This window comes from Faecalicatena sp. Marseille-Q4148, assembly GCA_018228665.1.
Lineage (GTDB): Bacteria > Bacillota > Clostridia > Lachnospirales > Lachnospiraceae > UBA9414.
Genome location: CP073692.1, coordinates 2,181,877 through 2,202,660, shown reverse-complemented (window position 1 = coordinate 2,202,660; position 20,784 = coordinate 2,181,877). Strand labels below are relative to the sequence as shown.

Annotated in this window: 15 protein-coding genes; 13 read left to right on the top strand and 2 right to left on the bottom strand. The window is 41.4% G+C overall.

Translation table 11 applies throughout. The features are described from left to right. The first annotated feature begins 3 nt into the window (after positions 1-3). The 7 genes from KFE17_10490 to feoB all read left to right on the top strand — a co-directional run bounded on the left by KFE17_10490 (position 4) and on the right by feoB (position 11,117). The gene (locus KFE17_10490; GenBank protein QUO31302.1) at positions 4-2,079 is read left to right on the top strand and encodes a glycoside hydrolase family 13 protein; all 2,076 of its coding nucleotides are present in this window, start codon (positions 4-6) and stop codon (positions 2,077-2,079) included. Positions 2,080-2,093: 14 nt separating this feature from the next. Beyond that, positions 2,094-2,813 carry a protein tyrosine phosphatase gene (locus KFE17_10485; protein ID QUO33691.1) on the top strand — a complete coding sequence of 240 codons (720 nt, stop codon included), beginning with the start codon at positions 2,094-2,096 and terminating at the stop codon, positions 2,811-2,813. 49 nt (positions 2,814-2,862) lie between these two features. After that, a complete protein-coding gene (locus KFE17_10480) occupies positions 2,863-4,290 on the top strand; it encodes an LCP family protein (GenBank protein ID QUO31301.1) in 1,428 nt (475 codons plus the stop codon). Next, positions 4,268-6,196 (top strand): polysaccharide biosynthesis protein, encoded by a 1,929-nt coding sequence (locus KFE17_10475; GenBank protein ID QUO31300.1) that lies wholly within the window; start codon positions 4,268-4,270, stop codon positions 6,194-6,196. Before KFE17_10480 ends, KFE17_10475 begins: the two co-directional genes overlap by 23 nt. A 171-nt stretch (positions 6,197-6,367) precedes the next feature. Continuing rightward, positions 6,368-6,586 carry a cation transporter gene (locus KFE17_10470; GenBank protein QUO31299.1) on the top strand — a complete coding sequence of 73 codons (219 nt, stop codon included), beginning with the start codon at positions 6,368-6,370 and terminating at the stop codon, positions 6,584-6,586. Positions 6,587-6,709: 123 nt separating this feature from the next. Then, a complete protein-coding gene (cadA, locus tag KFE17_10465) occupies positions 6,710-8,596 on the top strand; it encodes a cadmium-translocating P-type ATPase (GenBank protein ID QUO31298.1) in 1,887 nt (628 codons plus the stop codon). 175 nt (positions 8,597-8,771) lie between these two features. Then, positions 8,772-11,117 (top strand): ferrous iron transport protein B, encoded by a 2,346-nt coding sequence (gene feoB, locus KFE17_10460; protein ID QUO31297.1) that lies wholly within the window; start codon positions 8,772-8,774, stop codon positions 11,115-11,117. On the opposite strand, the gene KFE17_10455 is transcribed toward feoB, so the two are convergent. Next, entirely contained in the window at positions 11,114-11,479 is a 366-nt protein-coding gene (locus tag KFE17_10455; protein QUO31296.1) for a winged helix-turn-helix transcriptional regulator, read from the bottom strand. The genes feoB and KFE17_10455 overlap by 4 nt on opposite strands. Positions 11,480-11,662: 183 nt before the next feature. Here KFE17_10455 and KFE17_10450 point away from each other — a divergent pair, with 183 nt between their 5' ends. After that, positions 11,663-12,259: a hypothetical protein gene (locus tag KFE17_10450; GenBank protein ID QUO31295.1), complete on the top strand. Its 597-nt coding sequence runs from the start codon at positions 11,663-11,665 to the stop codon at positions 12,257-12,259. A 207-nt stretch (positions 12,260-12,466) separates the two neighbouring features. Here the strand turns inward: KFE17_10450 and KFE17_10445 are convergent, their stop codons facing one another. Next, positions 12,467-13,342: an AraC family transcriptional regulator gene (locus tag KFE17_10445; GenBank protein ID QUO31294.1), complete on the bottom strand. Its 876-nt coding sequence runs from the start codon at positions 13,340-13,342 to the stop codon at positions 12,467-12,469. A gap of 104 nt (positions 13,343-13,446) precedes the next feature. On the opposite strand from KFE17_10445, the gene KFE17_10440 reads away from it, so the two are divergent. From KFE17_10440 to KFE17_10420, 5 genes are all read left to right on the top strand, one after another. Then, positions 13,447-15,693 (top strand): alpha-galactosidase, encoded by a 2,247-nt coding sequence (locus tag KFE17_10440; GenBank protein ID QUO31293.1) that lies wholly within the window; start codon positions 13,447-13,449, stop codon positions 15,691-15,693. Positions 15,694-15,830: 137 nt separating this feature from the next. Beyond that, a complete protein-coding gene (locus tag KFE17_10435) occupies positions 15,831-17,516 on the top strand; it encodes a hypothetical protein (protein QUO31292.1) in 1,686 nt (561 codons plus the stop codon). A gap of 39 nt (positions 17,517-17,555) precedes the next feature. After that, positions 17,556-18,476, top strand: a complete 921-nt coding sequence (locus KFE17_10430; GenBank protein QUO31291.1) for a sugar ABC transporter permease — start codon at positions 17,556-17,558, stop codon at positions 18,474-18,476. Between the two features lie 11 nt (positions 18,477-18,487). Next, a complete protein-coding gene (locus tag KFE17_10425) occupies positions 18,488-19,387 on the top strand; it encodes a carbohydrate ABC transporter permease (GenBank protein ID QUO31290.1) in 900 nt (299 codons plus the stop codon). Between the two features lie 112 nt (positions 19,388-19,499). Further along, a complete protein-coding gene (locus KFE17_10420; protein ID QUO31289.1) occupies positions 19,500-20,768 on the top strand; it encodes a hypothetical protein in 1,269 nt (422 codons plus the stop codon). Positions 20,769-20,784: the final 16 nt, after the last annotated feature.

Below are 20,784 nucleotides of genomic sequence, written 5' to 3'. Positions count from 1 at the left end.
CGTATGAATAAAGAGGCACTTTACAGCGACGGAACCGGCAATTATATAAACCCGGCAGAGCCACAGGCGGATGAGATAGTAACCATCCGCTTTCGTACTGCTAAGAATGATGCGGATGAAGTGTGGCTTGTGACAGAAAAGAGCAGATATCTGATGCATAAGGAAGTAAGCCGGGGGCTTTTTGATTACTATACCGTCAATTATCAGCTTGGAAAAGACCAATTCCGATACTGTTTCGAGATTAAAAGCGGCAGTGAGCATATCTACTATCAGCAATGCGGTCCGTCAGAAAAGGTGATTGATGATTATTATTTTATGATAGCGCCCGGATTTTCCACACCGGAATGGGCAAAGGGCGCTGTCATGTATCAGATCTATGTAGATCGTTTTTGTAATGGGAATCCGGATAATGATGTAGAAACCGGCGAATATATGTATCTGGGAGACAAGAGCATCCGGGTAACAGACTGGTATCAGTATCCTGCCAGCATGGATGTAAGAGAATTTTACGGAGGCGATCTGCAGGGAGTGATGAAGAAGCTGGACTATCTTCAGGAACTGGGTGTAGACGTTATTTATTTCAATCCGATTTTTGTGTCACCTTCCAACCATAAATATGATACACAGGATTATGACTATGTAGATCCGCATATTGCCGTTATTAAAAATGATGGCGGGAATCTGCTGCAGGGTTGGGAAGGAAATAATTGTTCTGCCGGGAAGTATCGTCTAAGGACAACGGATAAGGAAAATCTGGAAGCCAGCAACGAATATCTTGCAGAGCTGATCCGGGAAGTCCATAAAAGAGGAATGAAAATTATTCTGGATGGAGTCTTTAATCACTGTGGCTCTTTTAACAAATGGATGGATCGGGAATATATTTATCATAATGTAGAAGGTTATGAACCAGGTGCATACATTTCTTCCAAAAGTCCATACAGAAATTATTTTAATTTTTACAGCAGAGAATCTGAAAACTGGCCGGACAATGACAATTATGAAGGCTGGTGGGGCCACAACACACTTCCGAAATTAAACTATGAACAGTCGCAGGAACTGGAAGATTATATTATCAATGTCGGAAGAAAATGGGTGTCTGAACCGTTTTGTGCGGATGGCTGGCGCCTTGATGTGGCGGCAGATCTCGGCAAAACCAATGATTATAACCATGAATTTTGGAAAAAGTTCCGAAAAGCAGTGAAAGAGGCGAATCCGGAAGCGATTATTCTGGCGGAACATTACGGAGATCCACAGGAATGGCTTCAGGGAGATGAGTGGGACACTGTTATGAACTATGATGCGTTTATGGAACCGGTAACATGGTTCCTTACCGGAATGGAGAAACACAGTGATGAATTCCGTCAGGATCTTTTGAATAATTCAGATAACTTTGTCAATGTGATGAAACATCATATGAGCAGTATGATGATGCCGTCCCTGATGGTGGCGATGAATCAGCTTTCCAATCACGATCATTCAAGATTTCTGACAAGAACGAATCACTGGGTAGGACGTGTACAGAATCTCGGACCGGAGGCTGCAAATAAAAATATCAATCCGGCAGTTATGCGGGAAGCAGTTGTTATGCAGATGACCTGGATCGGAGCGCCGACACTTTATTATGGAGATGAAGCCGGGCTTTGCGGCTTTACAGATCCGGATAATCGAAGAACATATCCGTGGGGACGGGAAGATAAGCTCATGCTGGACTTCCACAGGGAAATGATCAGAATCCACAAGAATTATCCGGCCCTTACCAGCGGCTCTCTGCAAATATTGACATGGAATGAACATATTTTGTCATTTTCTAGATTTTTAGAGAACGAACAGATTATAATAGTTGTCAATAACAGCAAAAAACTTCAAGAAGTGACAATTCCTGTCTGGAGAGCAGAAGTTCCGGAAAAAGGGAAAATGTACCGCTTGATGTATACTTATGACAGAGGCTATACTACAGAGTATGAGGAATATCTTGTGGAAGACGGAGAAGTTGTACTGATTATGGGAAGATATTCGGCTGCTGTACTGAAGACGAAGCAGCAGATAGAAGAAACGTTTGCTATTGGAGAAGATTTATAGAGAATAAAATGAAAATGAATAAATACATTGATATGCATTGCCACATTTTACCGGGAGTTGATGACGGTGCAAAAAATCTAAAAGATACGGAACAAATGTTAAAAATCGCTTATCAAGAAGGAATACGCGCAATTGTTGCGACGCCCCATCACCATGACCGCCGTGGAAAAGCGTCAATACAGCAATTGAATTGCCAGCTTCAGAAAGTGAAAGAACTGATTCAAGAGATGAATATGAATATGAAGATTTACCCTGGCATGGAAGTATTTTTCGTTCAGGAGATTCTGGAAGAGCTTGATCAGGGTACAATTGCAACGATTGGAAAATCAAGTTATATTCTAATTGAATTTTCAACGGAGGCTCCGTTTTCTTATATTCAAAGAGCGGTCCAGGAAGTTCAGATGAAAGGTTACCGTGTGATTATAGCTCATGTGGAGCGCTATTTATGTCTTACAAAAAATATTGATAAGGTTCGTTCTCTTGTAGAAATGGGAGCTTATATTCAGGTAAATGCATCTAGTATTATTGGTGGATTTACGATAAAACATTTTATTAAATCTATAATGAAAGAACATCTTGTACATTTGGTAGGCACAGATGCACATGATCCGGAGTATCGACCTCCGGCCATAAAAAAAGCTGCAGTATATGTTGAAAGAAAGCATGGACATGATTATATGGAGCAGATTTTCTGGAGGAATGGTGTTGCAGTTCTTAGAAATAAAAAAATATAAACTCAGATGATAAAAGAAACAAATATACAGTTAAGAAAGAAGGGTATTTATGGGAAAACACATTGTAGGAAAGTTAATCTGTGTTATTCAGTTAATTTGCAGTTTGACATTGTTTGGTGTACTCTGGACAAGTGGAATGATTCCAATGAAATATCTTGCAGTGATGGGAGTGGTACTTTTTCTCCTGCTGGCAGTTTCATTTGGGCTGCAGTTTGTAAAAAATAAAGCATACATTGGTGGAATTGTTATTAGTATTATTGTGTGTATTTCAACAGTATTTGCACTTTTCTGGCTGCTAAAGACAGACAATGCTATGAGAAAAGTTGGCGGTGCAACATATAAGACAGATAATATGATTGTTGTTGTGAAAAAAGAAGATGCAGCAGTTGAATTGAAAGATGCTGGAAATTATCGTTTTGGAAAGCAGATAGTTTCAGATAGAGATAATACTGATTTGATGATTCAGAAAATCAATGATACTGTGGGAAGAGAGATTAATGTAACAGACTATGCAACTGTTCAGGAGTTAGGACAAGCACTTTTAAATGGTGAAGTGGAAGCAGCTATTTATAATCAGGCATTTGAAGGTATTTTGGATGAGCTGATCGAAGGATATTCGGATCAGGTAAAAATTCTCTATCAGTATGGAATTGATACTAAAATTGAAGGAGAGTCATCGGATCAGATAAAAAATCAGGATACATTCAGCTTGTATATCAGTGGTATTGATGTGTCTGGGCCAATCACTATGACAAGCCGAAGCGATGTTAATATTATTGTAACTGTAAATACAAAAACAAAACAGATATTATTAACAACAACTCCTCGTGATTATTATGTTCCGATTCCGGATATTTCAGGAGAACAAAGGGATAAATTGACACATGCCGGAATTTATGGTGTAGATGCATCCATGTCTACATTAGAGTCTATTTATGGAATTGATATCAGTTATTATGCAAAAGTAAACTTTACATCATTAATTAAGATTGTTGATATTCTCGGAGGAGTGGATGTCAATTCAGAGTATGCATTCAGTGCAGGAGGGTATACGTTTAATGAAGGATTAAATCATTTAAACGGAGCAGCAGCGCTGGCATTTTCAAGAGAGCGTCACAGCTTTGCAGCAGGGGATAATCAGAGAGGAAGAAATCAGGAGGCTGTTTTGACAGCGATGCTTAGAAAGGCAATGTCTCCGGCTATTTTAAAAAATGCAAATCAACTTCTGACAGAAGTCAGCGACAGCGTAGAGACCAATATGACATCAGAAGAAATGGCAGAGTTAATTCAAATGCAGTTAAATGACGGTGCAGAGTGGAATATTGTATCAGCGAATGCAATTGGACAGGGAGGCAAAGAAGCTTGTTTTTCATCAGGCTCACAGTTATTATATGTAATGTGGCCAGATGAGGCATCAGTGGCATCTATTAAGCAGAAAATGCAGCAAGTAATTAATGGAGAAGTTCTTACGGAATAGTTTAAAGGACTGGAAGAAAACAGAGGGAGATAAAGTGGAAAAAGCAGTAGATTACAAAAGCAAAAAAGCAAGAGTGTTTTTGCTGATGATATATGATGTGATAGCAATTCAAGCATCTTGCATTCTTGCATTGCTGGCAAGATTTGATTTTTCTTATAAAATGATCGATGTGCAATATATTGAAGGATATGAGCATTATGCATTAATTAATACAATAGCGGCAATTATCATTTTTTCATTTTTTAAGCTATATGACAGTTTGTGGAGCTTTGCGAGTGTAAATGAAGAAGTGAATATTGTGATGGCCTGTATTGTAGCTGGTGCGGTACAGATTATTGGAATGTATTTTATGAGAATTGAGATGCCGCGAAGCTACTATCCAATTAACACAGTTCTTCTGATGGTGTTTATTACAGCTGGCCGGTTTTTCTATCGATTTGTAAGAACATGGCAGCAGAGATTAAAGGTTGAGGATGTTGGAAAACCAGTTCGTACAATGGTTATTGGTGCTGGTGAAGCAGGAGCTGCACTTGTGCGAGAACTGAAAGGGAGTCGTTATCTGAATCGTGAGATTCCATGTATCATTGATGACACACCGCATAAGAAAGGGACATATCTTCTTGGAATTCCGATCATTGGAGGACGTGAATATATTCATGAAGCAGTGGGAAAATATGGTATTGAAGAGATTATTCTTGCAATTCCATCAATGACAAACAGACAGAAACGAGAAATTCTTGAAATATGCAAGGACTGCAAGTGCCGTGTATCTGTTCTTCCGGGAACATACGAACTTGTAAAAGGAGAAGTTACAGTTTCACAGTTAAGAAAAGTAGATATCAATGATCTTCTTGGAAGAGATCCGGTCAAAACAGACCTCGAGATTGTTATGAAATATGTCAAAGGAAAAGTTGTTCTTATAACCGGGGGCGGCGGATCTATCGGAAGTGAGCTTTGCCGTCAGGTCGCTGACTACGGTGCGAAACAGCTGATCATATTTGATATTTATGAGAATAATGCGTATGACATTCAGTTGGAACTGAGAAAAACACATCCGGAACTGGATCTGGTTGTGCTTATTGGCTCTGTGAGAAATACGCATCGTGTGGAAGAGATTTTCAGAGATTATCGTCCGCAGATTGTATATCATGCGGCAGCGCATAAACATGTGCCGCTTATGGAGGACAGTCCAAACGAAGCAATTAAGAATAATGTATTCGGTACATATAATGTGGCAAAATGTGCAGAAGAGTATCATACCGATAAGTTTATCCTGATCTCTACAGATAAAGCGGTAAATCCAACAAATATTATGGGAGCATCAAAACGTCTCTGTGAAATGGTAATCCAGAGTTTTGCGAGAGAGTCAAGACATACACAATTCGCAGCAGTACGCTTCGGGAACGTACTTGGAAGTAACGGAAGTGTGATTCCGATTTTCCGAAAACAGATTGAAGAAGGCGGTCCGGTAACGGTAACACATCCAAATATCATCCGCTTCTTTATGACAATCCCGGAGGCAGTATCGCTTGTACTTCAGGCGGGCGCTTATGCGAAAGACGGTGAGATCTTTGTTCTGGATATGGGTGAGCCAGTGAAGATTGCTGATCTTGCGGCAAATATGATCAAGCTTTCCGGTCTGCAGCCGGATGTGGATATTGAGATCAAATACACAGGTCTCCGTCCGGGAGAGAAACTGTATGAAGAACTTCTTATGAATGAAGAAGGACTGCAGAAGACAGAAAATGAACTCATCTATGTCGGTAAGCCGATTGATTTCGATGAAGAGAAATTCTTTGATGAATTGAAGGAACTGAAAGACCACGCTTATGAAGATAAAGGAGATATCCGTGAGCATGTGGCGAGACTGGTTCCGACATATCATTACGAAAAAACTGAAAAATAAATACAATATAATGAAAGATCAACCAGCCAAAGCGCGGGTTGGTCTTTTTTTCTCAAAAATTTATATATCTCTTGACATTTCTGTGTGTATCGGATATAGTAAAACCATAAAGATTAAACAATTACTTAATTGTTGAAGCGAAGAAGTATGGGAGAAAAAGGAGAAGATACCATGAAAAAAACTTACAAAATTGAAGTAGACTGTGCAAACTGTGCAAATCTGATGGAGGCAGCTACAAAGAAGACAGCCGGAGTTGCTGATGCGACAGTGAATTTTATGACACAGAAAATGATCGTTGAGTTCGAAGAAGGTGCAGAACCGAAAGCAGTTATGAAGGAAGTTCTGAAAGCCTGCAAAAAAGTTGAGTCTGATTGCGAAATTGAATTTTAAGAGAAAAGATAAGGATGCACCCCGAATGTAACTTGCAAACGGGGTGCAAAAATATGATAAAAATAAGAGGAATCCGATAAATAAATTTCAGAGGAATATGAGATAAAAGGAGGGTATGCCGTTATGAATAAGAAACAGAAAAAGATGCTGACCCGCATTATCATAGCGAGTGTTATGGTAATTCTGCTGAATATCGTTCCGGTAAGGGGGCTGCTTCAGCTGTTGTTGTATTTGGCAGCATATCTGGTAATTGGATATGATATTTTAAGAAAAGCCGGAAAGGGCATCGTAAACCGGAGAGTATTTGATGAGAATTTCCTTATGGCAATTGCTACTGTTGGTGCATTTGTACTGGCAATTTATTCAGGCAGCGGAGATTATAACGAGGCGATTGCTGTTATGCTGTTCTACCAGGTTGGGGAGTTATTCCAGAGTTATGCTGTAGGAAAGAGCCGCAAGAATATCAGTGCGCTAATGGATATCCGACCGGATTACGCTAATGTAGAGAGAGATGGGAAACTTGAGCAGGTAGATCCGGATGAAGTTATGGTGGACAGCGTAATTATTGTTCAGCCGGGTGAGAAAGTTCCGATTGACGGTATTGTATTAGAAGGCGCTTCCAGCTTAAATACGAGCGCGCTGACGGGAGAAAGTCTTCCAAGAGACGTGAAGTCAGGCGATGAAATTATTAGCGGATGCATTAATATGACAGGTGTGCTGAAAGTACGTACGACAAGAGAATTCGGGGAATCTACCGTTTCCAAGATTCTGGAGCTTGTTGAGAATTCCAGCTCCCGCAAGTCAAAATCCGAGAATTTTATTTCCAAATTTGCAAGAGTATATACACCGGCGGTCTGCTATGGAGCCCTTGCGCTGGCAGTCATCCCGCCTTTGGTACAGATGCTTTTCCTCGGCGGACCTGCTCATTGGAGCGATTGGATTTACCGTGCCCTTACGTTCCTTGTTATTAGCTGCCCTTGCGCCCTTGTCATCAGTATTCCGCTAAGCTTTTTCGCAGGAATCGGCGGTGCCAGCAAGGAAGGCGTTCTGATTAAAGGATCGAACTATATGGAGACATTGTCCCAGGCTGACTGCGTTGTATTTGATAAGACAGGAACACTAACACAGGGAGTATTTGAAGTAAGTGGTATCCACCACAATAAGCTGGAGGACGAGAAACTGTTGGAATATGCGGCACTGGCGGAATGTGCTTCCTCGCATCCGATCAGTAAGAGTATTCAGCGGGCTTACGGCAAAGAAATTGACAGAAATCGCGTAACAGACGTCAGCGAAGTAAGCGGACATGGCATTATTGCAAAGGTAGACGGCAATGAAGTAGCGGCAGGAAATGGTAAATTAATGGATCAGCTTGGCATTGCTTATAAAGACTGCCATAAGGTCGGAACAATTATCCATATGGCGATCAATGGAGAATATGCAGGCCACATTGTAATTTCGGATGTGATAAAACCACACGCCAAAGAAGCGCTGGCAGAATTGAAAAAAGCCGGTGTGAAGAAGACCATTATGCTGACCGGAGATGCAAAACGGGTGGCAGAAGAAGTCGCAGGAAGTCTTGGAATTGATGAAGTATACAGCGAACTGCTTCCGGGAGATAAAGTAACAAAGGTAGAAGAGCTTCTGGCTGCGAAATCCGGCAAGGAGAAACTGGCATTTGTCGGAGACGGCATCAATGATGCGCCGGTTTTGACACGGGCAGATATTGGAATTGCCATGGGAGCTATGGGATCGGATGCAGCCATTGAGGCGGCAGATGTTGTTTTAATGGACGATGATCCGATGAAGATCGCAAAAGCGATTAAAATTTCCCGCAAATGTCTTGGTATTGTATACCAGAACATTATATTTGCTCTTGTAATTAAATTTGGATGTCTTGGTCTTGGAGCTATCGGTATTGCAAATATGTGGTTTGCGATCTTTGCAGATGTCGGTGTTATGGTCATTGCAGTTTTAAATGCAATTCGCGCTTTAAGGGTGCATTCTCTGTAAAAGTATGTTATAATAATTGAGCAAAAAATCTGTTCGATGAAGATGTGGAGATTTGTCGACAGGAAGAGAAAGAAAAATGAACGTAAAATGAAGGTAATAGAAGACGCAGCGGTGTGAATGCCGTTGCTGTCTTTTAGTTCATAAGTTAGACAGAACTAATGAGGAGAGTGATATAATGAATTTAAGCGAATTGCAGATTGGCAGTACGGCAACGATACTGTCTGTTGGCGGCGAAGGGGCGTTACGCCAACACTTTCTTGATATGGGGTTGATCCAGGGAACGGAAGTTACGGTGATCAAGTATGCGCCTATGGGAGATCCGATTGAGCTGCGGATCCATGGCTATGAGCTGACAATCCGTCTGGACGATGCGAAGAACATTGAGATCAGTGCAGCACATGAACCAAAGAAAGGAAGTGTACAGCCGCGGCAGACAAAGGCAGCGCGGCAGGAAACGCACCATCCGGGATATGGAGAAGGAGGAAAATTCCACAACCGGAAGGAAGAACAGCCGCTTCCGGAGAATGAGACACTGACATTTGCACTTGTGGGCAATCAGAACTGCGGAAAGACAACGCTGTTCAACCAGCTGACAGGATCGAAACAGCATGTAGGAAATTTTCCGGGCGTTACCGTAGACAGAAAAGACGGAGTGATTAGAGGCTATGACAATACGTTAATTACCGATCTGCCGGGAATTTACTCCATGTCGCCATACAGCAGTGAAGAAATTGTGACGAGAGAATTCGTAATCCGGGAGAAGCCGAAAGGAATCATCAATATTGTAGATGCAACGAATATCGAGAGAAATCTTTATCTGACGATGCAGCTTCTGGAGCTTGGAATTCCGATGGTAGTGGCGCTGAATATGATGGATGAGCTTTTAATCAATGACGGATCTGTACTTGTCAATGAAATGGAAGAAGCTCTCGGAGTTCCGGTAATTCCTATTTCAGCGGCAAAAGGCGAAGGAATTGAGGAGTTGGTGCGCCATGCAGTCCATGTTGCCAAATATCAGGAGCGGCCGCAGGAAATTGATTTCTGTAAGAAAGATGAAGGACTTCACCGGGGAATCCATGCGGTCATGCATTTGATTGAAGATCATACACAACAGGCAGAGATTCCGATTCGGTTTGTGGCGAGCAAAATGATGGAGGGCGATGATCAGCTCGCAGAACAGTTAAAGCTTACAGAAAACGAAAAACGGCTTTTGGAAGATATTGCGAAGCAGACAGAAGAGGAGACCGGTATGGATCGCTCGGCGGCAGTGGCTCAGATGCGTTTTGACTATATCGAAATGGTATGCAGTAAGACGGTTATTAAACCAAAAGAAAGCAGAGAACGTATTCGAAGCCGCAGGATTGACCGGCTTCTTACAGGCAAATATACAGGAATTCCGGCATTTGTGGCAATTATGGGACTCGTATTCTGGCTGACCTTTAATGTTATTGGAGCATTTTTGCAGGGACTGCTTGAGAGCGGAATTGAATCTTTAACAGTGCTGGCAGATCAGGCAATGGCGGCTGCAAATGTCAGTTCAGTGATTCGTTCCCTTGTGATTGACGGTATTTTTAATGGGGTTGGCGGCGTGTTAAGCTTCCTGCCGATTATTGTGACACTGTTTTTCTTCCTGTCTCTGTTAGAAGACAGCGGGTATATGGCAAGAGTTGCCTTTATCATGGATAAGCTTCTTCGGAAACTCGGTCTTTCCGGACGAAGCATTGTGCCGATGCTCATTGGATTTGGATGTACGGTGCCGGGAGTTATGGCAAGCCGTACACTGCCTTCTGAGCGTGACCGCAAGATGACGATTCTTCTGACGCCATTTATGAGCTGTACGGCAAAGCTTCCGATCTATGCATTTTTCACGGCAGCATTTTTCCCGAAACACGGTGCGCTTGTGATGATCGGGCTGTATGTATTTGGAATTGTAATGGGAATTTTGATGGCATTGATCTTTAAGAAAACAGCATTTAAAGGAGAAGCAGTACCGTTTGTTATGGAGCTTCCGAACTATCGTATGCCGGGAGCGAAGAATGTGCTTCATCTGCTTTGGGATAAGGCGAAGGATTTCCTTCAGAGAGCTTTTACGGTAATCTTTCTTGCCACAATCGTAATCTGGTTCCTTCAGAACTTTGATACAGGACTTAATATGGTTTCCGATTCCCATGATAGTATGCTGGCTCTTGCAGCAGGCGTTCTTGCGCCGGTATTTATTCCGGTTGGCTTTGGAGACTGGAGAATTGTGACAGCGCTCATCTCAGGGGTCATGGCGAAAGAGAGTGTCGTATCTTCTCTTACCGTGTTATTCGGCAGCACAGCCGCTTTGCAGAGCTCTCTTACACTTGCGGGTGCAGGAGCGCTGCTTGTGTTCTGCCTGCTTTATACGCCTTGTGTGGCAGCAATTGCATCAGTGAAACGAGAACTCGGTGGGAAATGGGCTGTCGCTATGGCGGCAGGACAGTGTGTGATTGCATGGATTGCATCCTTTGTGATCTATCATATTGCATTGCTGTTCTAATGAGTTCCGATGCAGGAAATCTCCATCATCTGTTCAATCATCCGGTGAAGTGACTGCGCTTTCTCAGACTGGCTGGCGCGGTAGTAAGTTTCTTTGCCTTCGCGTCTGGATTCAATGAGGCCGCTCGTACGCAAGAGGCGCAGATGATGGGCGACTGCCGGACTGCTCATCTCCATCATGGCAGAAATGTTGATGACACATTCTTCGCAGTGGCATAAGATCCAGAAGATCCGCACGCGGGTTGGATCGCTTAGCTGCTTGAAGACGGAAGCGACCGTCTGGAAATCATTGATATCCGGGATATGTGTGAGAAGTTCGTCCATAGACTCTCCGTGATGATGAGGTAATGTATTGTGTTCCATAATAGTTCCTCCTTATTTTATCTAGTGTAACATAGATTGTTCATTTTAGAAATGAAAATATATAACAGAAAAGTAATTTAGACTTGTAGCGGAAATCGTTTTTGCTTATAATGTTATCCAACTGATGAATTGTATGCAGACAATTTGTGCAAAGATGAACGGAAAAGAAAGCGAGGATATACAATGCGGGAAAAAATGAAAGGCATGAGTTTAAAAGAAAAACTGGATTATCTTTGGACTTATTACAAAATATGGCTTCTTGTACCGGTATTTGCAGGCGTAATTCTGCATGTGGCTTATTCTGCTTATGCAGCCAGCCGTGAAAACGTGCTTGTTAATGCAGTAGTAGTCGGTGCCGGACAAAGTGATACGGCTTCGTTTGAAGCGGCACTGAAAAAATACATGGGGAAAAACGGCAAATACGATAAAGTCGTGATTCAGACTAATTTTTCGGCGGAAGAACAGTCGGCAGACACAATGCTGGCGCTCAGTACTCTGATTGGAGCAGGTGCTGTAGATATTTTTATTTGTCCGGAAAAAGTATATGAACATTTTAGCAAGCAGAATGCATTTGGAGACATGGAAAAGATGCTGCAGGATCTGGGTGCGACAAAAGTGAGGCTGAGTAAGAAAAAAGATGCCGTGATTGTCAGTGATTCTGTATTGTTACAGAAGGAGTTGGGGGCAGTGTATGAAGAGGCATATATTTCTGTGATGCAGCACACGAAACATGAAGAAGGGAAAAAAGCATTTCTGCAATATATTTTAAACAAGCAGTAACGATACTGCAGCGGCAATGTCTGTCAGAAGCAGAGATTGTCTAATATGTTATTTATCAGTCATAGTATCTGGAATGACGAAGTCCAGACGCTATGACTGATTTTTTTGTTTAAAATGCCGAAGGTTTGACATATTTGCATGTAAATTAGTCATTTTTCCATTTGATAATTATATCTGTTCAATATAATTTTAATTAAAGAATACAGATCAATTTTTCGAAGCCTCCGACTTATATTTGCGGTACTCAGAAGGGGAATATCCGGTAGCACTCCGGAAAATTTTGGAAAATGCCAGAGGATCTTCATAGCCAACCGTGCGAGAAATATCTTTAACGAAAATATCGGTAGAAGCAAGATAATACTTTGCTTTTTCAATACGATAATTTTGAAGATACTTTTTGGGTGACATTTTTAATTCTTTATTAAACAGATGAAATAAATAAGAACGGGTAATTCCGATATAGTCTGCAATATCCTGGATATGTATGTTTTGCTGATAATTCAGTTCAATGTATTTGAGGGCATGCTCAAAGTAAGTACTCGGAAGATAATCATGATGTGATTTGATCTCCTGAGAATATCGACTTGTGGAAGTTAAGAGTGCAAAAAAAGAAAAAAGATAACTGGCGCGGTAGAGTTCATTTGTAATAGTCAGCTGAGTTGTTTCCAACATTTTTTCAATTAGTGCAAGATACTCTTCCGGTTTGGCAATACAGTCACGAATGTAAGGCGAAGCAGTAAATCCAGCCTGTTTTGCAAAGAGAGAGGATTTATTTCCCTGAAAACTGATAAATGCATAAGTCCACGGATTCTTATTGTCAGAGTAATAACGGGATACAACATTCGGAGGAATCAGAAAGATCTGTCCGCGTTCCAAATGATAAATATTGTGGTCAATTTCAAAATAGCCTTTTCCATCAAGTACAATATGCAGATGGTACTGAGGACGTTTTTTCGGCCCCCATGAGTAGTTGGGAGGGCAGTGCTGGATTCCACATCGTGTCAGATAAAGATCATTTGTCTGATGGTCGATATTGTCAAGGCACTGGAAATCAGCAGTGTTGTAGAATTTATTTATTTTCATTTGGGAAACACTCCTATCGTATTCTGAAATAAAGAATTCATCATAGTTACTATTAGAATAAAAGGAAGCATGAGAAAAGTCAAGTATAGGGAGAATATAAGATTATGCCAATTATATTTCATGAACAAACAAAAGAATTTCACCTTTATAACGCTGAGATCAGTTACATTATCAAAATTATGAGAAATGGGCAGCCGGGACATGTTTACTACGGCAGACGCTTAAATGACAGAGAAGATTTTGGATATCTGATTGAATACGCCAGAAGAGATATGGCGCCGTATCCGTTTGATGGGGAAAGTAAATTTTCACTTGAGCATCTTCGCCAGGAATATCCAACATATGGTTCCGGCGATACAAGATATCCGGCGTTTGAGCTGGAGAGAGAAGATGGAAGCCGGGCTGTTGATTTTAAATATGTAAGCCACAATATTTTCAAAGGTAAGAAGAATTTGGAAGGGCTTCCGGCAACTTATGTAGAAAATGAGACAGAGGCAGATACGCTTGAACTTGTACTTGAAGATAAACTGCTTCACACACAGATTATTTTATCCTACACAATTTATAATGAGATGCCGGTTATCACAAGAAATGCAAAATTTGTCTGCAGACATCCGGAAGGGATTACACTTCTGAACTGTATGAGCGGCTGCCTTGATCTTCCGGATAAGGAGTATGAGATGACAGAGCTGGCAGGCTCCTGGATTCGTGAAAGACATGTACATACAAGAGAACTGGAGTATGGAATACAGGGGATTTATAGTATGCGGGGATGCAGCAGCCATCAGTTTAACCCGTTTATCATGTTAAAGAGAAAACATGCAGATGAATTTAGTGGAGAGGCAATGGGATTCAGCCTTGTGTACAGCGGTGATTTCCTTGCACAGGTAGAAGTAGATACATATGACGTAACAAGAGTCATTATGGGAATTCATCCAAATGAGTTCCGCTGGGAATTAAAAGACGGTGAAGCATTCCAGACACCTGAAATAGTTATGGTTTACTCTGATCAGGGAAGCAACAAGATGAGTCAGACATTCCATAAATTATACCGGACAAGACTTGCAAGAGGAATGTGGAGGGATAAAGAACGCCCAATCCTGATCAACAACTGGGAAGCAACTTATTTTGATTTCAATGAAGATAAGATTGTACGGCTTGCAAGTCAGGCAAAAGAACTTGGAATTGAACTCTTTGTTCTTGATGACGGATGGTTTGGAAAGAGAAATACAGATAACTGTTCCCTCGGAGACTGGTATCCGAACTTTGAGAAACTTCCGGATGGAATTACAGGACTTGCAAAGAAAGTTGAAGAAATGGGAATGAAATTCGGACTCTGGTTTGAACCGGAGATGACGAATAAAGACAGCGATTTATTCCGTGCGCATCCGGAATGGCTGCTCGCAGACCTCAGAAGAGATTACTGTCACAGCAGAAACCAGTATGTGCTTGATTTCTCAAAACAGGAAGTCGTTGACTATATTTATAAACAGATGCACAAGATTCTGAGAGAAGCTCCGGTTTCTTATGTGAAATGGGATATGAATCGTGCATTTTCAGAAGTATTTTCAAACGGAAATGATAGGGCTTATCAGGGAAAAGTAAGACATAAATATATTCTCGGCGTTTACAGCCTTTACGAGAGACTCACTCAGGAATTTCCGCATATTTTATTTGAATCCTGTGCCAGCGGCGGAGCGAGATTCGATCCTGGCATGATGTATTACGCACCGCAGGCATGGACATCAGACAATACAGATGCGGTAGATCGAATCAAGATTCAGTACGGAACATCACTCGCTTATCCGCTAAGCAGTATGGGAAGCCATGTTTCTGCATCTCCGAATCATCAGGTGCGAAGAGCGACATCACTTGATATGAGAGCAAATGTAGCATACTTCGGAACATTCGGATATGAGCTTGATATTACAAAGCTTCCGGAAGAAGAGCTGGAAGAGATGAAGAAGCAGATTGCATTTATGAAGGAGAACAGAGGGCTGATTCAGAAAGGCACATTCTACCGCCTGCAGAGTCCGTTTGAGAATAATTCTTCGGCATGGATGGTTGTTTCCGAAGACAAGTCAGAAGCGCTCGTTGCATATTTCAGAATCGCTCAGCCGGCAAATGGAAAGTTTGAGCGGATATATCTGAAAGGACTTGATATTTCAGGAGTATATGAAGTGAAAGAACATTCCGGAGCAAACATGAATTATGGAATGTTTGGCGGAGATGAGCTGATGTATGCCGGTATGAGTGTATCAGACAGCGCAGCAGGTCTTGCCGGAGTTGCCTGGGAGATTCAGGGAGACAACTTCTCGCGTCTGTTCCAACTAAAAAAATGTGACAGATAGAAGGAAGCTTTCGCAATATAAATGAGGATTATGCAGAAATCCTGCGTAAGAATAAAAAAGGAAACAAAAATAAGAGAAAAGGAGGAAGATGTCTGAACATACAGATATCGAAAGGGAAAGTGAAGAAAAAACAAGTTATGAACGCACTTGTAGCAACTGTCCTGGCAGCTTCTATGCTTGCGGGATGTGGCAGTGGAGCAGCCAAAGAAGAAGTGAAAAAAGAAAGCACATTCAAAGGCAGTGGAGAAGTAAACCGTTTCGGCTGGGAGAAACCGGAGGAGACACTGAAAATCAATGTGTTAGATGCCAGTGGTTACTACGCACCGCTGGAGGCCCAGAAAGTGGGAGAAGAAAATAGTATTAAATATCTGAAAGACGAATTCAATGTTGAGGTTAATGTAGAGCATGTGTCCGGCGATGGGAATGAAGCACTGAATCTTGCTCTCGCTTCAGGAGATTATCCGGATGTAATTACTTATGTTCCATTTTCTATGGTTGAGAAATTCACAAAAATGGGTAAAGCCGTTGAACTGACTCCATATATGGATACCGTAGGAAAAGATGTAAAAAAGAGTATGGGAGACCATTATAATCTGTTCCTGGATGAAAATAAAAAATTATTCTATGTGCCAACGCTTATGGGCGCCATTGAAGAACTTCCTGACCGCTGCGCACACATCCGTTACGATGAGTGGAAAGCAATCGGATCGCCGGAGATTAAGACACCGGAGGATTACTATAATGCACTAAACGCTATCCTTGAGAAATTCCCAAAAACTCCAAGCGGAGAAGACAGATATGCATTATCGTTCTATTCTGATTCCGGACATTATACAGATCCTGCCATGCTAAGTGGTTTCTGGGGATTAAAATCCGGTTACAAAATTGATGACAATGGCGAATTCACGCATTGGGCATTTACGGATGAAGGAAAAGAAATGACAAAATATTTCAACCAGTACCATTTGGACGGAACACTGGATCCGGACTCTTTTGCAAACAACTATGAGCAGTGGCAGACAAAATTCTCTAATGAGAGGGTTGTCGGATGTGTTGGCGAATGGTGGATTACCTATCAGTCAGGACATGAAATCTGGCAGGCAGACGATCCGAATACTCCGGAAGACAAACGTTTTGTTCAGATCGGTTTCAAAGATGAAGAGGCAGAAACAGCAAATTTAAGCGGTAAAAACTTCCTTGGATCTTACTGCACGATTATTACAGACAAAGCAAAAGATCCGGAAGCAATCATGCGGTTTATCAACTTCCAGGCAACCGATATGGGAAATGCTTTAACCGGATGGGGACTTCCAAACGGAACACCGATTGGCGATACAGGAAAAGAAATCAAATTCTGGAATATTGATGAAGAAGGAAACTGGGAAGTAGATCCAGAAGCAAAAGAACAAATCCTTGCAGAAAAATGGTCCTACGACAATGCATACTACGAAGAAGGAATGCCGTGGCTCTTTGTAAATCAGTCAAGATGGGAAGACGGAGAACATGATTTCTGGCCAAATCAGATGTGGTATGAAGACAACCAGTGGAAGAGTATGATGATTGAGAATTTGGACGGAACAATTTATGACTCTTCTGCATTGACACTTCGTGTAAAAACAGATGAACAAAAGATAGCGGAACAGGCTGTTGCAGATGCATGGAAGGCAAATTGGGGAAATGCGGTTATGGCAAATAATGAAAAAGAATTTGAGACAGCATGGAAACAGCTTCAAGATGCATTAACAACTGCCGGAATCGATACGCTGGAAACAGCATTAAGTGAGAACTATCAGAAAAATATGGAGAAAATGGAAGCTAAATAAGCTTCCTTTTCTTACAAATTTGAATTCAGGAGGCCTGATATGAAAGAGAAAATCAGACACGGAATAAAAGTGTTTAATAAACAAAGACAGCTTTGGCTCCTTTGCATTCCGATCATTATCTGGGTAATTATTTTTGCCTATGTACCAATGTATGGCTTGCTAATGGCCTTTGTAGATTATATACCGGGTATGTCAATTGCGGATTGTCAATTTGTTGGATTGAAGTATTTTAAAGACTTTGTTATGAGTCCTACCTTTCTTCAGCTGCTTCGAAATACATTGGCAATGAGTATACTGGGGCTGACGATTGGATTTGCAGCGCCGATTGTTTTTGCAATTTGTGTAAATGAGGTTAAAAACAAAAAATTTAAAACAGTAGTTCAGACAACATCTTACCTTCCGCACTTTATCTCATGGGTTGTTGCAGGAAGTATGATTTTTATGATGCTGTCTAATGAAGGGGTTATTAATGATATATTGATGCGGATCGGACTGATAGATTCGCCGATTCCATTTTTGACAGAAGGAAAATATTACTGGGTAATGTACACGCTTGTGAACATGTGGAAAGGAATAGGCTGGTCGGCAATCATCTATATTTCTGCAATGTCAGGAATTGATGAGTCTCTGATCGAGGCCGGTGCGGTTGATGGAATGACTCGGGCAGGAGTTATCAAACATGTTGTACTTCCGACAATTCTTCCAACAATCGTTGTACTTTGGATCATGGGTGTAGGAGGTATTTTAAATGCAGGATTTGAACAGCATCTTGTACTTGGAAATGCAGCTACACAGGCATATTGGGATGTTATCGATACATATTCCTATCGATATGGTATTCAGCTCGGATATTACTCGGTAGGTACAGCAGTCGGATTGATGAAATCAGTAATCGGTGTCATTCTTGTATGGGCATCCAACTGGTTCTGTCGAAAGAAACTGGACACATCAATTTTCTAGGAGGTAGCAATATGAGTCGTCCTTTTTATATAAAACAAACACGGGCCGGAAAGATTTTTGATGTTTTGAATGTCATTTTCCTTACTTTATTTGTTATTATTGTTGTATATCCATTCATTAATGTACTTGCAATTTCATTAAATGAAGGATCTGATGCCGTTAAAGGCGGAATTTATTTATGGCCAAGAGAATTTACTTTGGATAATTATAAATATGTTTTAAATAACTCTGATATTTACAGAAGTACATTTGTTTCGATTTTAAGAACAGTTATTGGAACTGTAACGGCAGTTCTTGGCAACGCACTGCTTGGGTATATTGTAAGCTGTCAGAACTTTGCAGGACGGAAGTTCATGCGAATCTTATTTCTGATTACAATGTATTTTGGCGGCGGACTGATTCCTTCGTACCTGTTAATGACAAAGTTGGGATTGATTGATACATTAACAGTGTACTGGCTTCCGAGCATTTTCAGTGCCTACTATATGCTGCTGTGTGCTTCTTACATCCAAAACATTCCGGAGGCGCTCTTTGAAGCAGCCAGAGTAGATGGCGCCAGCGAGTTAAGAATTTTCACACAGTTTGTATTACCGTTAAGTAAACCAATGCTTGCCTGCATTGCTATTTATACCGGTGTCAGTCATTGGAATTCATGGTTTGATGTTAATCTTTACAGTAAGAGCGGAACATGGGATACACTGCAGATTATTTTATACAGAATGTTAAATCAGGCAAGTGCACTGAAGGACATGACAGATTCCACGATGCTGGCAGAGGCGATGAGAGGAATTCAGCCGCTGACAGTCAGAGCCGCTATTACAATCGTTGTTGTATTGCCGATTATTGTTATTTATCCGTTCTTTTCAAAATACTTTACGAGTGGTATGACACTTGGGGCGGTAAAACAATAATAACTGCTGCGCTTATAAAGAGCTGTATCCGTATAGAATGACAGCCGCAAAAAGGACTTCTTAACAGAAGTCCTTTTCTTCTAAAATCAAAAGGATAGAGGAGGATTCGAAAGTGAAAGGAAAAATTACTTTCTATTCATCAAATGAAGAACTGAACAAAGGATTTGAATGGGCAAAAAAACAAGCGCTTTTATATAGTCATGAGGGTGACCTTGTGGGAGACTGGTATGAGGCAGCGCTCCCAGGAAGGATGTCTTTCTGCATCCGTGATGTTGCGCATCATGCGACAGGGGCGGAGATGCTGGGACTTAGATCTCATACAAAAAATATGCTAAGACGGTTTGTGCAGAACATTGCAGTAAGCAGACAGTACTGTACATTCTGGGAGATTGACAAGGATTATCGTCCATGTCCGGTAGATTATGCGAGCGATGAAGATTTCTGGTATAATCTTCCGGCGAACTTTGAACTGTTAGACGTCTGCTATAGAATGTATTGCCTGACAGGAGATACCGACTATATTAAAGATGAAGATTTTGTACGGTTCTATGACTGGACAATTTATAAATATGCTGAGTTTTGGGATAAAGACGGTGACTTCCTTCTGGAGCGTAAATACAAAAACTCCCGTCTTGGAATCCCGTCATACTGCGAAGATGACCGCTTTGAAAATGCAGAAGCCCTTGTAGATATGCTTGCGATTGAGATCCGCGGTTATCGTTCTGCAGCGGCGATCTATTGTCTCAGAGGAGAGCTTGGTTCTGTGCGGATTTGTGAAGAGAGAGCAGAAGCGCTTGAGAAAATGCTGGAAAATGAATGGTGGGATGAGGAGGAAGGTACATTCTATCTTATAAAAGAAGATGGCGGTTCACTCGCCCATAGCCCGGAAATGGGACACGGACTCTCACTTTTATATTATAATGTGATTGAAGATGCGAAAAAGAGAAAAGCACATACAGAACTTCTTCACAGATATAGCCTTGAGAACAGAAAAGCCGTGAATGTGGAGAGTATGTCACACTATCCAGAACTATTCTTCCGTCAGCACCAGAATGAGAAAGCATACTACTGGCTGAAAGAGCTTATCAATCCTTCTCTTGCAAGAAGAGAGTACCCGGAAGTGTCTTATGCAGTCATTGGTGCTTATGTGTGTGGTGTGGCAGGTGTTTATGTAGATGCGCCTGCAAAACAGGTTATGATTACACCTGCAAAGAATGAAGAACTTACATGGTTTGAAATCAAGAACTGCCCGATGCTTGACGCAGAGGTCGATATCTCTTTCAAAGAGGATCACATTATTTTTACAAATCGGACAAAGACGCTGCTTTGTGTAAATGGCAGGCAGATACTGCCGGATGAAACTATTACAGTTGAAATTTAGATGCAAATAATTTAAG